Genomic DNA, 12346 nt, shown 5'->3' with positions numbered 1-12346 from the left:
AACGGGCGGGGCAGGCTCGTTTTGACGGGTGACACAGACAAGACAGGATTTTGAGATGCAGAAAGTGCCGATGCTGGCCGAAGGCTATGAAAAGCTGACCGCTGATCTGAAGGCATTGCGGGCAGAGCGCCCCAAGATCGTGGACGCGATCGAGGAAGCGCGTGCGCATGGTGACCTTTCGGAAAATGCCGAATATCATGCCGCCAAGGAACGCCAGGGCCAGGTCGAAGCACAGATTGCAGATCTGGAAGACAAGACCAGCCGCGCGCAGATCATCGATCCGAAGACGCTTTCGGGCGACCGCGTCGTGTTCGGCGCGACCGTCACGGTTCTCGATGAAGACGACAAGCCGCTGAAGTACCAGATCGTCGGTCAGGCCGAGAGCGATGCCAAGCAGGGCCGTATTTCCTACGAAAGCCCATTGGCGCGCGCACTGATCGGCAAGAGCCTTGGCGACGAAGTCGAGGTTACCGTGCCCAGCGGCGACAAATTCTACCTGATCGAGAAGATCGAGTTCATTTGATCCGCTTCCGAATGCAGACACGAAAAGCCCCGCCGAAGCGGGGCTTTTTTTTATTTGACGGAGCAGGTCAGTCTCACGTCAGATCCGGCTCGAACAGCTTGTGCAGGTGCACGATGACATACTTCATCTCGGCATCGTCGACCGTACGCTGTGCCCATCCGCGCCAGGCGTCTTCGGCTTCGGCATAGCTGGGAAAGAAGCCGACGACGTGGATGTCTTTCAAATCCTGAAATTCGGCGCCGCGCGGATCGGTGACGCGGCCACCCATGACCATATGGAGGAGCTGATTTTCGTGGTTTTCCGACATCGTCGATATTCCTGCTGTTGAAATGAATTGCGCGCCCTATCGGCAATGCCGACAGGACGCGCAAGGGTGTTTAGTGGATTTGTTGGTCGATCAGCGGCGGCCAAGCGCGCGGGCGAGGGCCTTGCCGGTTTCGCGGCGAGCAATGCGCGCGGCGTCGGTCGCGTCCCCCGCTTTGTGCGAAGCACTGCGACCGACCGAACGGGCGGTGTCACCGGCGCTATCGAATGCGTCTTCTGCGCGGCGCTTTCCTTCGCGGCCGAGCAATTGCGCGTCTTCCATCAGCTGGTTGGCGAATCCGCTGGCGAGTTCCGCGCCCATGGCAGCGATGCCAACGGCCTTGGCTCCGCCACGTGCTGCGGCGCGGCGAGGGCCCTTAAACATGCCTGCGATGAGGATGCCCAGTGCTACTCCGCCAGCGGCAGCTGCGATCGGGTGCTTCTTCACAAAGCCGGTGAAAGCGTCTGCCGCGTCTGTCGCGGTTTCAGTCGCTCGCTCGGTCAGGCTTTGACCATTGCGCTCTTCCTCACGTGCGTGAGCGGCGGCGATGCGAGCCTTGATTTCTTCTCTTTTGGTGTCGCTTTTGGTGTCGCTCATAGGTTCTCTCCGATATTCAATTTGTCTGCGAGAGCAGATGCATGGTCGTCCAATGCCTCTGCCAGTTCTTCCCCCCGCGTTTTCGAGCTGCCCGGCGCAAGTTCATCGAGATGCAGCTTTTTCAGAAGCTCATCGAAAAATTCCGATAAAGGTTCGCGGAACAGCCACGCAATCAACAGGATGATACCGAGACCCGCGACGCTGCCGACGCGCCCCGGGTTGCTTTTCACGAAGTCCGTGCTCTCATCGAGAGCGCCTTCTGCACCTTCCTTCATGCGGTCGGCGAAACGAGAAGCGAGACCTTTTTGCTCTACGTCGCCTTTGATGTTCTCCACGTCCCGCTTGACGAGGTGTTTCGCGAGATCGCGCAGTGCAAGGTCTTCCTCAAGCTGGCGCTTCAGGTCAGCCATTGGCGGTCTCCTCGCTTGGCGTGCTCATTGCCGATGACGCTTCGCCCCACGCGTTGCCCGCTTTACGTGCCAGCAGATACGCGACGAGCAGCCATGCGAGCACAACGATCGCCGTCGCTCCCCAAGCCGTAACAAGCGGAGTGAGCGCGATGATAAGACCTACCGTCAGGCCGATCGTCGCGAGCACAGCAAAAAACGCGGCGACAATGCCGAAAGCGATCGTTTTCTTGACCCGATCGCCGACGAAACTGGCACGCGTTTTCTGATATGATAGCTCCGCATCCACATAGGTGCGGGCATCGTCGATCAACGCCTCTACATCATCGAAAAGAGAGCCGCGCGCCGCAGCCGCATCTTGCGATGGGGATGCGGGCGGCGTCTCGTCCCCGCTGATTTCCGACGCGAGTTTGGTGTCGCGCGCCGGGGGCGGGACTGTCATGTCCTCGTCCCTTACTTGCACCGTGAATTAACGGAACAGGCGGGCGAAGAAGAAGCCGACGACTGCGGCAAGGCCGACAGCTGCGACAGGGCTCTTGCGGATCGACTCGCGCGTGTCATCGGCGAGCTCGTCAAGGCTCTTCTGATCGAGCTTTTGTGCGTTCTCTTGCAATGCGCGCGAGGTGCTGCGTGCGTAGTCACCATACTTGGCACCAAGCTTTTCATCGAGCGTACCGGCATTTTCGTCGATTACGCGCGACAGGCCGGAAAGGCCTTCGCTGACCTTGTGCTTGCCTTCTACGGCCAGTTCACCGGCCTTGGTCTTGGCATCGGTCGCCCAATCTTCACCGCGTGCGCGGGCCTGCTCGCGATATTCGCCAGCGCGGACCTTTGCTTCGTCGGTCAGTGCCTTGCCGCCAGCCTTCGCTTCTTCGATGGCGGCGTTGAAGCGCGTCTTGGCTTCAGAGGTCTTCGCGGTTTCTGCAGTTGCCGGTGCGCCCGCGATTTCGGTGGCGTTTTCGGTTGCTGCGACAGTAGCCTTGTTCGGCTGCGCTTTCGGTTTGGTGGTTTTCTTGGCTGGCATATAATTTCCCTTTCCAGTGCTGAAGGGGACTTCCCTCATGGTGTATTATGGGTGCAAAACACCCGCGTTCAAGATATCAACGCATGTTGCAGTGCAAGGTTCCGAGATATAGGACGCGGCAAAACACATCTTCAGGAGCCAATTGCATGACTGCCATTATCGACATTCACGGACGCGAAATCCTCGATTCACGCGGCAATCCGACGGTTGAAGTCGATATCCTTCTTGAAGATGGCAGCATGGGCCGCGCGGCGGTTCCCTCCGGTGCCTCGACAGGCGCGCATGAAGCCGTGGAATTGCGCGATGGCGACAAGGATCGCTACCTCGGCAAGGGCGTGACCAAGGCGGTCGCATCGGTGAATGGCCCGCTCGCAGATTTGCTGCTGGGGCTCGATGCCGAAGACCAGCGCGATATCGACATGGCGATGCTCGCGCTCGACGGCACGTCCAACAAGGGCAAGCTTGGCGCGAATGCCATTCTCGGCGTCAGCATGGCGGCGGCGAAAGCTGCGGCGGCTGCGCGCGGGATGCCGCTTTGGGCCTATATCGGCGGCGTTTCGGCGCATGTCTTGCCGGTTCCAATGATGAACATCGTCAATGGCGGTGAACATGCCGATAATCCCATCGACGTGCAGGAATTCATGGTGATGCCCGTCGGCGCATCCTCGCTGGCAGAAGCGGTGCGCTGGGGCAGCGAGATCTTCCACACGCTGAAGAAGGGTCTCTCAGAAAAGGGGCTCGCCACTTCTGTGGGCGATGAAGGCGGCTTTGCGCCGAACCTCGCAGGCACGCGCGACGCGCTCGACTTCATCATGGCGTCGGTAGAGAAGGCCGGTTTCAAGCCGGGTGACGATGTGGTGCTGGCGTTGGACTGCGCAGCGACCGAATTCTTCCGCGACGGCAAGTATGAGATCTCGGGCGAAGGTCTCTCGCTCTCGCCGACCGAAATGGCCGAATACCTCGCCAAGCTGTGCGATGATTACCCCATCCTCTCGATCGAAGACGGCATGGGTGAAGACGACTTCGAAGGCTGGAAAGCCATCACCGACATGGTCGGAGACAAGGTGCAGCTGGTGGGGGATGATCTTTTCGTCACCAATCCCGATCGCCTGCGCATGGGCATCGACAAGGGCCTAGCCAATTCGCTGCTAGTGAAGGTCAACCAGATCGGCACGCTGACGGAAACGCTGGAAGCCGTCGATATCGCTCACCGTGCTGGCTACACCAGTGTGATGAGCCACCGTTCGGGCGAGACCGAGGATGCGACGATTGCGGACCTCGCGGTCGCGACCAATTGCGGCCAGATCAAAACCGGTTCGCTGGCGCGGTCGGACCGGCTTGCGAAATACAACCAGCTGATCCGGATCGAGGAAGAGCTGGGCGATAGCGCACATTACGCGGGCCGGGCGTGCTTCGGGAAGCTGGCCGGCGCCTGATCGGGGGCTTTAGGGCCCCTGCAGGACCTTTGCTGTCCCTTTCAGGGCCGTTCCCGTCACGGCAAATTTGTCCCTAGTTCCTACAGCGTCACACTTCGGTGTGACGCTATGTGATCGTTCAGCCGAACTGATCGCGCAGCTCAAGCAAGCGCATAGCGGCCACGGCTGCTTCGCCGCCCTTGTTTTTCTGCGCAGGATCGGCGCGGACGATAGCCTGCTCTTCGTTCTCGGTTGTGAGGATACCGTTGCCGATCGCGATGCCGTCCATCGTCAGCGCCATGATCGCGCGGGCACTTTCCCCGGCGACGATTTCGAAATGGTAGGTTTCCCCGCGGATGACTACGCCAATGGCAACGAAGCCGTCATAGCGGTCGCTCTCCGCAGCCATGGCTATCGCGCCGGGCACCTCGAGCGCTCCAGGCACCGTGATGACATCGGCGGAATGGCCTGCCGCTTCTAGAGCGCCTTTCGCGCCCTCGATCAGCATGTCATTGAGGTGGCTGTAAAAACGCGCTTCGACGATCAGGAAGTGGGCCATGAATGATTACTCCGGGATGGGGTGGTGGCCGACAATGTTGAGGCCATAGCCCTCGATTGCGACAACATTGGGCTGGGAATTGGTGAGCAGGATCATGTCGTGCACGCCCAGGTCAGCAAGGATCTGCGAGCCGATACCGACATTGCGCAGCTCGTCTTCCGAGGTCCAGTTTTTGCTTGAGCCGACGCGGCCGGTGAGGATCACGATCACGCCAGATCCATGTTCGCCGACCGCCTGCATGGCGCGCTGCAAAGTGCGTTTGCGTGGGCCGGGTTCACCCAGCACGTCGTCGAAAACCGAGATCGGATGGACGCGGGCGAGGGTGGGTTCGTCCGGCGACACATGCCCCTTCTGCAGCACGTAGGCCTCATTATTGGAGACCGTATTGCGATAGGTGATCATGCGCCACTGTCCGCCATAATCGCTCTCGAAAGCGCGTTCGTCGCCGCGCTCGACAAGGTGATCGTTGCGCATGCGATAGGCGATTAAGTCGCGGATCGTGCCGATCTTGAGGCCATGCTTGCGGGCGAATGTGATGAGGTCGTCGAGGCGAGCCATCGAGCCGTCTTCATTCATGATCTCGCAGATCACGCCGGAGGGATTGAGGCCGGCGAGGCGGGAAATGTCGACTGCCGCTTCGGTATGGCCGGCGCGTACCAGCACGCCGCCGTCGCGCGCGGTCAGCGGGAAAACATGACCCGGCGTCACGATGTCGTCAGGCCCTTTGGTGCTGTCGATCGCGACCGATACGGTGCGTGCGCGATCGGCGGCGGAAATGCCGGTGGTTACGCCTTCCTTCGCCTCGATCGAAATAGTGAAGGCGGTCTGCATGCTTTCCTTGTTGTTGCGGCTCATCGGCTCAAGGCCGAGCGCATCCACGCGGGCGCGATCGAGCGAGAGGCAGATCAGGCCGCGACCGTGGGTCGCCATGAAGTTAATCGCTGCAGGAGTGGCCATTTGCGCAGGAATGATGAGATCGCCTTCGTTCTCGCGGTCCTCGTCATCGACAAGGATATACATGCGGCCATTCCGGGCCTCGTCGATGATTTCTTCAATCCCGACGAGCACGGGCGTGTCATCATTCTCTTCGAGGAACCGGTCGAGCTTCCCCAACGTGTCGCTTGTCGGGTTCCAGCCCTCTTCGGCGCAATCGCGCAAGGTATTGGCGTGGAGTCCTGCGGCCCGGGCAAGACCGGCGCGGGTCATTTTGCCATCGGCAATTAACTGACGAACTTTTTCGATAGTTTGATCACTCATGTGGCGCCACTATCACACCAGAATGTGATTGCAACCGTTGCGCATCACATTGCGCTTCGGAATTGGCCCTTGCGCCGCGACAAAACCCCCTCCACTAAGCGGGCATGGATGCTGTAGGAAAGAGCGAGATGGAGCTTACCGATTCATTTCGCGAGGCGATGCGCCATGTCGCCGCCACGGTCTACGCCGTCACTACCATTCATGATGGCCAGCCCTATGGCATCCTGGCGACGGCTGTGAGCTCGCTGAGTTTCTCCCCGCCATCGCTGCTCGCCTGTATCAACCGCGGTGCTTCGCTGCATGAGCCGATTACGCACGCGCAGCGCTTCTGCATCAATGTGCTCGGCCTTTCCAATCGCGATGTGGCGGAGCACTTCATGATTCCCGAAGCGGACCGATTTTCGGTTGGGGACTGGCAGGAACAGCACGGCGTTCCCGTCCTGACCAGTGCGCAATCGAGCCTCATCTGCACGGTCGCGGATCGGCATGTCTTCGGCACTCATACAATCTTTGTCGGTGAGCTGATTGCCGCCAGCCATCGCCAGGACGCCACGCCGCTGACCTATTTCGATCGCAATTATATCGACATCAGCGAAGCGCCGGAGAAGGCGCGCAGGGATTGATCCCTCTCAGTCGCGGCTGAAGCTGCGATCACGCAGAGCGAGCAAATGGCCCGGCCAGCTCGGCCCGCGCAGATTGGGGAGGAACATGGTGATTTCCCGCTCGATCAGGTCGGCCCGCGCACCCGTTGACGGATAAATCCAGCTCCCCATGATGCCACTGCTCAGGTCGCGTCCGATGCCGGTGCGCCAAAAGGCGGGGGCAATCGTGGGATCATAACCGGCGTTCGCAAGCAGATGGACCGAAAGCCTGTCCGCCTCCACCTCGGCCTCCCGATTTGCGCGCTGGTTTCGGCCCAATTCGCCGAGCACTCCGACCGAAATCCCGGCGGCCTCCTTGCGCCGGCGGTGCTCGAGGACTGTATGTGCGAGCTCGTGCGCGAAGATTGCCGCCAGTTCATCGTCTGTCATCTGCTCAGCAAAGTCGTAACGTATCTGGATCACCCGCCCATCGCTGCGTGCTCTTGACCCTTCCCCGATCGAAATCTCGACCAGGCTCCTGCATCCTGCTTCGGGCTGAATAACGATGTCGTGAGTACCATCTGCACGCATCACTTGCACGCTGAGCGGGCTGGTCGGATTTTGCTGGGCGAGCAAATTGAAGCCTGCCTCGCGCAAATTGCCAATTTCCGGGCGGGGCAAGTCCGCAATGGGTGAGCTGTTGATCGCGATGATAGTGTCACCCCCTCGCAGACCCGCTGCAAAGGCGGGGGAATCCGGTGACACCGCGGCAATCGCCAGCGGGCCGTTCGCGAAGCGCTCATCATAGTTTGCCGAAGGATATTGGTCCGCGCTGTGCAGGATCATCCCGGTGATTGGCATCTGGTTGCGGCACAAATTGGCATTCGCGACCATGATGCGATCCGCAACGCGGGCGAGACGCAAGTCCTGCACCTGTAGCGCCTGCCAATCGGACTGGTCGCGCGCGATCGCTGCACTCGGCGCTGCAACGGCAAGTAAAGCCATCAACAAGAGGGAGAATACAAGTCTGACCATGGCTGCGGCATGCACCAGCGCGTCAGCCTAGTCGAGGCTTTGTTGGAACCACCAAATGCGCAGCCACGATGGTTGCTATGCCCAAGCAGCATTCTATTGAAAAGAGGAAGGTGGTGGACGCACTAGGGCTCGAACCTAGGACCCGCTGATTAAGAGTCACGTCAAACGGTTTCCAGCAAGGTCCGATTAAAGCCCTCCTATGCGTAAATGCGCTCCGGTAACGTCCAAAGGTGTTGCCTATTATCCGGCATTGAGTTACCTAAATCGTTACCTATTGCCGATCAGGTAACAGGCGGGCCAAGGGGAAGCTGACACTTCCACCCTGGCCCTATCGAAACCCTAGATAGAGGGAACGACAAGATGGACATAGCAACACAGGTGCCGACCGCCAATTTTGACGGGCGTTTCGTGACGGTCTCAGTGCAAAGTGGATCGAAGCTGATTGAGCTGGCACTCGACGCTAACCAAAGCATGTTCATTGCGAGAGCAATCCAAAGAGAGGCGCGAAAAGCGTTTGAACAGCAAGCGGTGAATAACGTTATTGCATTTCGGGCGCAGCAAAATGCTGACTGACACGAAAATTGCTGCGATCAAGCCCCCTGCCAGCGGGCAGCGCGAATATCCCGATCACAAAGTGACTGGCCTTCGCCTTCGTGTTGGCAGTGGCGGAAAGAAGACATGGACCCTGCGCAGGCGTTTGGGGGCGAAGGTTATCAATCGCAAGGTTGGCACCTATCCTCAAATGAAGCTGGCAGCGGCGCGCGATAAAGCCGAGGGCATGATTGAGGCGCTAGAGGCTAGTGGCAGCACGGAAGGGCTGGACCGGACATTCGGGCAGGTTGCCGAGCACTGGCTTGAGACCGTTGCGAAGCCCAAAAACCGGAACGCGCCAGAGCAAGAGCGCCAGCTCGAATTGCACGTCCTGCCTCACTGGCGGGACCGCAAGATCACCACAATCAAACGCGCCGATGCAAGGGATCTATTCGACGGACTGGAAGGCAAGGTTTTGCCGAACCGCATACTTGCTCTTGTGAGGACCATTTTCCGCCATGCCTTGCGCCGCGATTGGCTGGAAGCATCGCCTATTGAGGGCATCGAGAAACCCAAAGCGGAGCGCCCGCGCGACAGGGTGCTGGATATGCCCGAAATCGCCGCTGTGTGGCGCGCTGGGGCGCTTCTAGGCTATCCGATGGGGCCGTGGCTTCAAACGTTGCTCCTGACCGCTCAGCGGCGCGCTGAGGTTGCAGGGATGCGGTGGACTGACCTCGACCTAGAGGCGGGAACGTGGACCCTCACAGCGGACAGCACAAAAGCAAGCCGCGCTCACCTTGTCCCGTTATCGCCAGCGGTGATTGCGATAATCAAAGCGCAGCCGCAGCTTGGCGATTACGTTTTTACCACGACCGGCGAAACGCCGATAAGCGGTTTTGCCAAGGCGAAGACACGTCTTGACAAATATCTCGCTAGCCGAGGCGAAGAATTGAAGCCGTGGCGCTTTCACGATCTACGCAGGACAGCGGCAACGCACATGGTGCGGCTTGGCATTGCCGAGACCACCGTCTCCCGCGTCCTCAATCACGCGTTGCAGGGTGTGACTGCGCAGGTTTACGCTTTGCATTCCTACGCGCCGGAAAAGCGCCATGCGCTCGATGCGTGGGCATCGGAAGTCGAAAGAGCGCTTGGTATAGCGACCGGCGACAATGTGGTGCAGATCAATGGATGAGCCGACCGTTAGCGAAAAGTATATCGCGCTGGCAAAGGAATGCGAGCGGCAAGCCCGTGAATGTGAGCAGGCGGCAAATAGCCCGATCCTCTCAAGCGAAGAGCGCATCGACAAAATCGAGCGCGCCAAAGCGCTTTGGCAGCTCTCAAGAGATCATGTTGAAACTGGAATGCGCCTTGATGCTCAGCGCGGCAAAAAGATTGCGGACGCGGCTAAAGAAGCCGCCCTGTTGACTAACGCCACGCACGAGCCCTTGCGGGAAAGGCGCTTTGCCCGATTGAAGGAACTAAGGCCGAAACTCGGCCTCCAAGGTGCAGCCGCACAATGCGAACGGGAGGGCATGGGCAAGGCGGACGCAATAGTGAGGCAGTGGAATCGGCACCGGAGAAAAAGTCCGGACACCTAGGCCGCTGTCCGTTTTCAAACTGGTTAATCAAGCTGTCAGTCCAACAACTGACGGTGACAGCCAATGACAACTTTTCTCCGACTTCCGACCGTTTTGGAGCGCGTGCCATACTCGCGATCTACGGTTTACGCGATGATTGCTGAGGGGCGTTTCCCAAAGCCAGTGAAGCTAGGCGGACCCGAAGGCCGCGCAGTGGCATGGGATGCAGCCGAAATTGAAGAGTGGACCGAGGCCCGCTTGGCTGAAAGAGAGTCTGCTTAAATGGAAAGCCCCCGCCTCCCGAAGAGGAGCGCAGGGGCCGGAATGTCCATTGCGGCGAACAATCCGATCCTTACGCGAGATCACCCCGAAATTCAACTAAAACCCGCTGTAGCGGCCCGCCTGAATTGGCTTCGCAACCTTGCCTATTGGACAGGGAGGGATGCGCGATGACTGATCTGGCATTCCACGTTCGCCAATTCGTGCCCAACTGTGCCGATGGTGAAGAACTAGAGCAACGCACGGCCTTGCTGGTGGCGCGTGACTACGCTGCCGACCTTCGCGGGAAGGTGTGGAGCCGCACGGCCCTGCACCATGCAGCCGACGCACACGAACTGGCAGGCGCGATGGTGTTTGCCGACGTGTCTGCCGACCGTCTCAAAATAGCTGTCGCCTACTGTCGCAACCTCGTGCACGCGGCATTCCTAGCTGACCACCTGGAGCGGGAGGGCGGCGAATGAACGCGCAACAATCAATCAAACAATTCGATCAAGAACTGGCGAAGCCGACCGGTGCACGTTTCGATGACGGCGAGACGCTGCCCATATTCGACATGGCCCGCCTGAACGGTCCACCTCCGCCGCCGCGCGATTGGGTGCTGGAAGGGCTTATTCCGGAAGGCGAAATAACTCTATTCACCGGCCCCGGCGGCGCTGGCAAAAGCCTATTCGCGCAACAACTGGCGACTTGCGTTGCCGCCCGGAAACCAATGTTGGGGGCAGCAACTGGCAGGTTGCAAGATATTGGCAACTTCGTGCTCTACGTTACCTGCGAGGATGACGACGACGAATTGCACCGTCGGCAGCGCAAAATCAATCAGGCCATCGGCGCGCCCGATCTGAGCGAAAATCTTTTGCTTTCCAGCATTCGCGGGCAGCAAGCCAACGAACTTGCGACGTTCAACCACGACGGCACTCTGGAGATCGCAGATACGTTTAAGCTGCTATCCCGGACCATCGGCAGGGCTGGTGTGCAATTCGTCATCCTCGACAATGTGGCGCACCTGTTCGCCGGGAATGAAAATGACCGAGGGCAAGTCACCCGCTTCGTCAATCTCCTCTATAAACTGGTCCAGACCTACAGGGTTACGATCCTGCTAATCGGGCACCCGAACAAGAGCGGAGACAATTACAGCGGATCTACGGCTTGGCTGAATGCGGTTCGCTCGCAAATCCACATCGACAGGGTGCAGGATGAACATGGGAACTGTCTCGACCCCGATGCCCGCACACTGGCCTTGGCGAAAGCGAACTACTCACGATTGGGCAAGAGCGTCGAATTCCGCTGGCACGACTTCGCATTTGTGAGGGATGAAGACCTGCCGCCGGATGCCGCAAGGGAACTGGCGGAGGCAGCTAAGGCAAATGGCGAGAACGCGGCCTACCTGCGCTGCCTTGCAGCGGCGACAGAACGCAAAAGGGCCGTGTCGGAAAACACCGGCACTAACTATTTTGCTGCCGTTTTCTGCAAAATGCCGGAAGGCAAGGGCTATGGCAAAGAAGCCTTCAAGCGCGCCCACGAAAGGCTTTTGGCCATTGGTGCGATCGAACTGGATGCTAAGCTGTGGCAGCGTGAAAACCGCGCGTGGAAATACGGCATTCGAGCAGTCGAAAGCCCTGCCGAAAAGTGCACCGACCACCCGCACCAACCACCTGCACTGACCGCCACCGACCAAGGCGAAAAGGCCGCACGCACCGACCACCTATATACTACGTATATAACGGGCGCGGCTCCTGATGAGCCGCCCGCGCCCGAAACTGGAATTTGCCCTGCTTGCGGAGACGCTGGCTGTGACCGGTGCAAGCAATGAGGGAAGGGGTGTTCAAGTTTCTCAGAACCTCAGTCTGGAAACCGGCGGGGGAATAGAACTTCAATGCAAACACCGTTTTTCCCCCGCGCGCGCGCGCGAGGCTCCACAGGAGGAAACATGAAAATATCTGAAGAACAATTCGCAGGCGCGGCTCACGCTGTATCGACTTCGGTCTTGGATGCCTTCGAGAATTTCGGCCTAGATCGAGACGACGCAGCGAACGTGGCCGGTGCGGCAATGGTGGAAGTCATCGCGCGACAGATTGGGCCTGCGCAGGCTGTGGAAAGACTGCGCGACATTGCGGATAGGTGCGAAGCGCAGCTACTCAGCTCTTGACTTTTGAGCGGTATTATATTACCGCAATTCCATCCGGCTATGCCGAGGCCCACGGGTGCTTGTTATCCCGCTCACCACATAGGGACGGCCTTGGCATACGCTTGCGATCCG

Annotated in this window: 18 protein-coding genes; 10 read left to right on the top strand and 8 right to left on the bottom strand. The window is 59.2% G+C overall.

All coding sequences use genetic code 11. The features are described from left to right. The first annotated feature begins 55 nt into the window (after positions 1 to 55). A complete protein-coding gene (gene greA / locus O2N64_RS12495) occupies positions 56 to 523 on the top strand; it encodes a transcription elongation factor GreA (protein WP_197921249.1) in 468 nt (155 codons plus the stop codon). Positions 524 to 596: 73 nt separating this feature from the next. On the opposite strand, the gene O2N64_RS12490 is transcribed toward greA, so the two are convergent. The 5 genes from O2N64_RS12490 to O2N64_RS12470 all read right to left on the bottom strand — a co-directional run bounded on the left by O2N64_RS12490 (position 597) and on the right by O2N64_RS12470 (position 2855). Then, complete coding sequence (locus O2N64_RS12490) at positions 597 to 830, bottom strand: DUF4170 domain-containing protein (RefSeq protein ID WP_271077916.1); 234 nt, start codon at positions 828 to 830, stop codon at positions 597 to 599. Positions 831 to 920: 90 nt separating this feature from the next. Continuing rightward, complete coding sequence (locus O2N64_RS12485) at positions 921 to 1424, bottom strand: hypothetical protein (protein WP_271077915.1); 504 nt, start codon at positions 1422 to 1424, stop codon at positions 921 to 923. Beyond that, positions 1421 to 1834, bottom strand: coding sequence for a hypothetical protein (locus O2N64_RS12480; protein ID WP_271077914.1), 414 nt, complete (start codon positions 1832 to 1834; stop codon positions 1421 to 1423). The genes O2N64_RS12485 and O2N64_RS12480 overlap by 4 nt, the downstream gene beginning before the upstream one ends. Further along, positions 1827 to 2273, bottom strand: a complete 447-nt coding sequence (locus tag O2N64_RS12475) for a phage holin family protein (RefSeq protein WP_271077913.1) — start codon at positions 2271 to 2273, stop codon at positions 1827 to 1829. Before O2N64_RS12475 ends, O2N64_RS12480 begins: the two co-directional genes overlap by 8 nt. Before the next feature lie 27 nt (positions 2274 to 2300). Beyond that, positions 2301 to 2855: a hypothetical protein gene (locus tag O2N64_RS12470; RefSeq protein WP_271077912.1), complete on the bottom strand. Its 555-nt coding sequence runs from the start codon at positions 2853 to 2855 to the stop codon at positions 2301 to 2303. Positions 2856 to 3001: 146 nt separating this feature from the next. Here O2N64_RS12470 and eno point away from each other — a divergent pair, with 146 nt between their 5' ends. After that, positions 3002 to 4291, top strand: a complete 1290-nt coding sequence (gene eno, locus O2N64_RS12465; RefSeq protein ID WP_271077911.1) for a phosphopyruvate hydratase — start codon at positions 3002 to 3004, stop codon at positions 4289 to 4291. A gap of 118 nt (positions 4292 to 4409) precedes the next feature. Here the strand turns inward: eno and ribH are convergent, their stop codons facing one another. Both ribH and ribB read right to left on the bottom strand, forming a co-directional pair. After that, positions 4410 to 4829, bottom strand: a complete 420-nt coding sequence (gene ribH, locus O2N64_RS12460; protein ID WP_271077910.1) for a 6,7-dimethyl-8-ribityllumazine synthase — start codon at positions 4827 to 4829, stop codon at positions 4410 to 4412. A gap of 6 nt (positions 4830 to 4835) precedes the next feature. Further along, positions 4836 to 6086, bottom strand: a complete 1251-nt coding sequence (gene ribB, locus O2N64_RS12455) for a 3,4-dihydroxy-2-butanone-4-phosphate synthase (RefSeq protein WP_271077909.1) — start codon at positions 6084 to 6086, stop codon at positions 4836 to 4838. A gap of 104 nt (positions 6087 to 6190) precedes the next feature. Here ribB and O2N64_RS12450 point away from each other — a divergent pair, with 104 nt between their 5' ends. Next, on the top strand, positions 6191 to 6709 hold the full coding sequence (locus O2N64_RS12450; protein WP_271077908.1) for a flavin reductase family protein: 519 nt from the start codon (positions 6191 to 6193) through the stop codon (positions 6707 to 6709). A gap of 6 nt (positions 6710 to 6715) precedes the next feature. Here O2N64_RS12450 and O2N64_RS12445 read toward each other — a convergent pair whose 3' ends face one another. Further along, positions 6716 to 7672 carry a M48 family metallopeptidase gene (locus O2N64_RS12445; protein WP_271077907.1) on the bottom strand — a complete coding sequence of 319 codons (957 nt, stop codon included), beginning with the start codon at positions 7670 to 7672 and terminating at the stop codon, positions 6716 to 6718. A 390-nt stretch (positions 7673 to 8062) separates the two neighbouring features. Here O2N64_RS12445 and O2N64_RS12440 point away from each other — a divergent pair, with 390 nt between their 5' ends. The 7 genes from O2N64_RS12440 to O2N64_RS12410 all read left to right on the top strand — a co-directional run bounded on the left by O2N64_RS12440 (position 8063) and on the right by O2N64_RS12410 (position 12235). Next, complete coding sequence (locus O2N64_RS12440; RefSeq protein ID WP_271077906.1) at positions 8063 to 8275, top strand: hypothetical protein; 213 nt, start codon at positions 8063 to 8065, stop codon at positions 8273 to 8275. After that, complete coding sequence (locus O2N64_RS12435) at positions 8265 to 9425, top strand: tyrosine-type recombinase/integrase (protein WP_271077905.1); 1161 nt, start codon at positions 8265 to 8267, stop codon at positions 9423 to 9425. Before O2N64_RS12440 ends, O2N64_RS12435 begins: the two co-directional genes overlap by 11 nt. Further along, positions 9418 to 9831, top strand: a complete 414-nt coding sequence (locus O2N64_RS12430; RefSeq protein ID WP_271077904.1) for a hypothetical protein — start codon at positions 9418 to 9420, stop codon at positions 9829 to 9831. The genes O2N64_RS12435 and O2N64_RS12430 overlap by 8 nt, the downstream gene beginning before the upstream one ends. A gap of 63 nt (positions 9832 to 9894) precedes the next feature. After that, on the top strand, positions 9895 to 10092 hold the full coding sequence (locus O2N64_RS12425) for a helix-turn-helix transcriptional regulator (RefSeq protein ID WP_271077903.1): 198 nt from the start codon (positions 9895 to 9897) through the stop codon (positions 10090 to 10092). A gap of 167 nt (positions 10093 to 10259) precedes the next feature. Further along, positions 10260 to 10550, top strand: coding sequence for a hypothetical protein (locus O2N64_RS12420; protein ID WP_271077902.1), 291 nt, complete (start codon positions 10260 to 10262; stop codon positions 10548 to 10550). After that, on the top strand, positions 10547 to 11899 hold the full coding sequence (locus O2N64_RS12415) for an AAA family ATPase (RefSeq protein ID WP_271077901.1): 1353 nt from the start codon (positions 10547 to 10549) through the stop codon (positions 11897 to 11899). Before O2N64_RS12420 ends, O2N64_RS12415 begins: the two co-directional genes overlap by 4 nt. A 117-nt stretch (positions 11900 to 12016) precedes the next feature. Beyond that, positions 12017 to 12235 carry a hypothetical protein gene (locus tag O2N64_RS12410; protein WP_271077900.1) on the top strand — a complete coding sequence of 73 codons (219 nt, stop codon included), beginning with the start codon at positions 12017 to 12019 and terminating at the stop codon, positions 12233 to 12235. Positions 12236 to 12346: the final 111 nt, after the last annotated feature.

Origin of the sequence: Aurantiacibacter sp. MUD61, from assembly GCF_027912455.1 — a bacterium.
In the GTDB taxonomy this organism is placed as follows: Bacteria; Pseudomonadota; Alphaproteobacteria; order Sphingomonadales; family Sphingomonadaceae; genus Alteraurantiacibacter.
The sequence above is the reverse complement of the archived record's forward strand: the minus strand, read 5'-3'. Positions and strand labels throughout refer to the sequence as shown.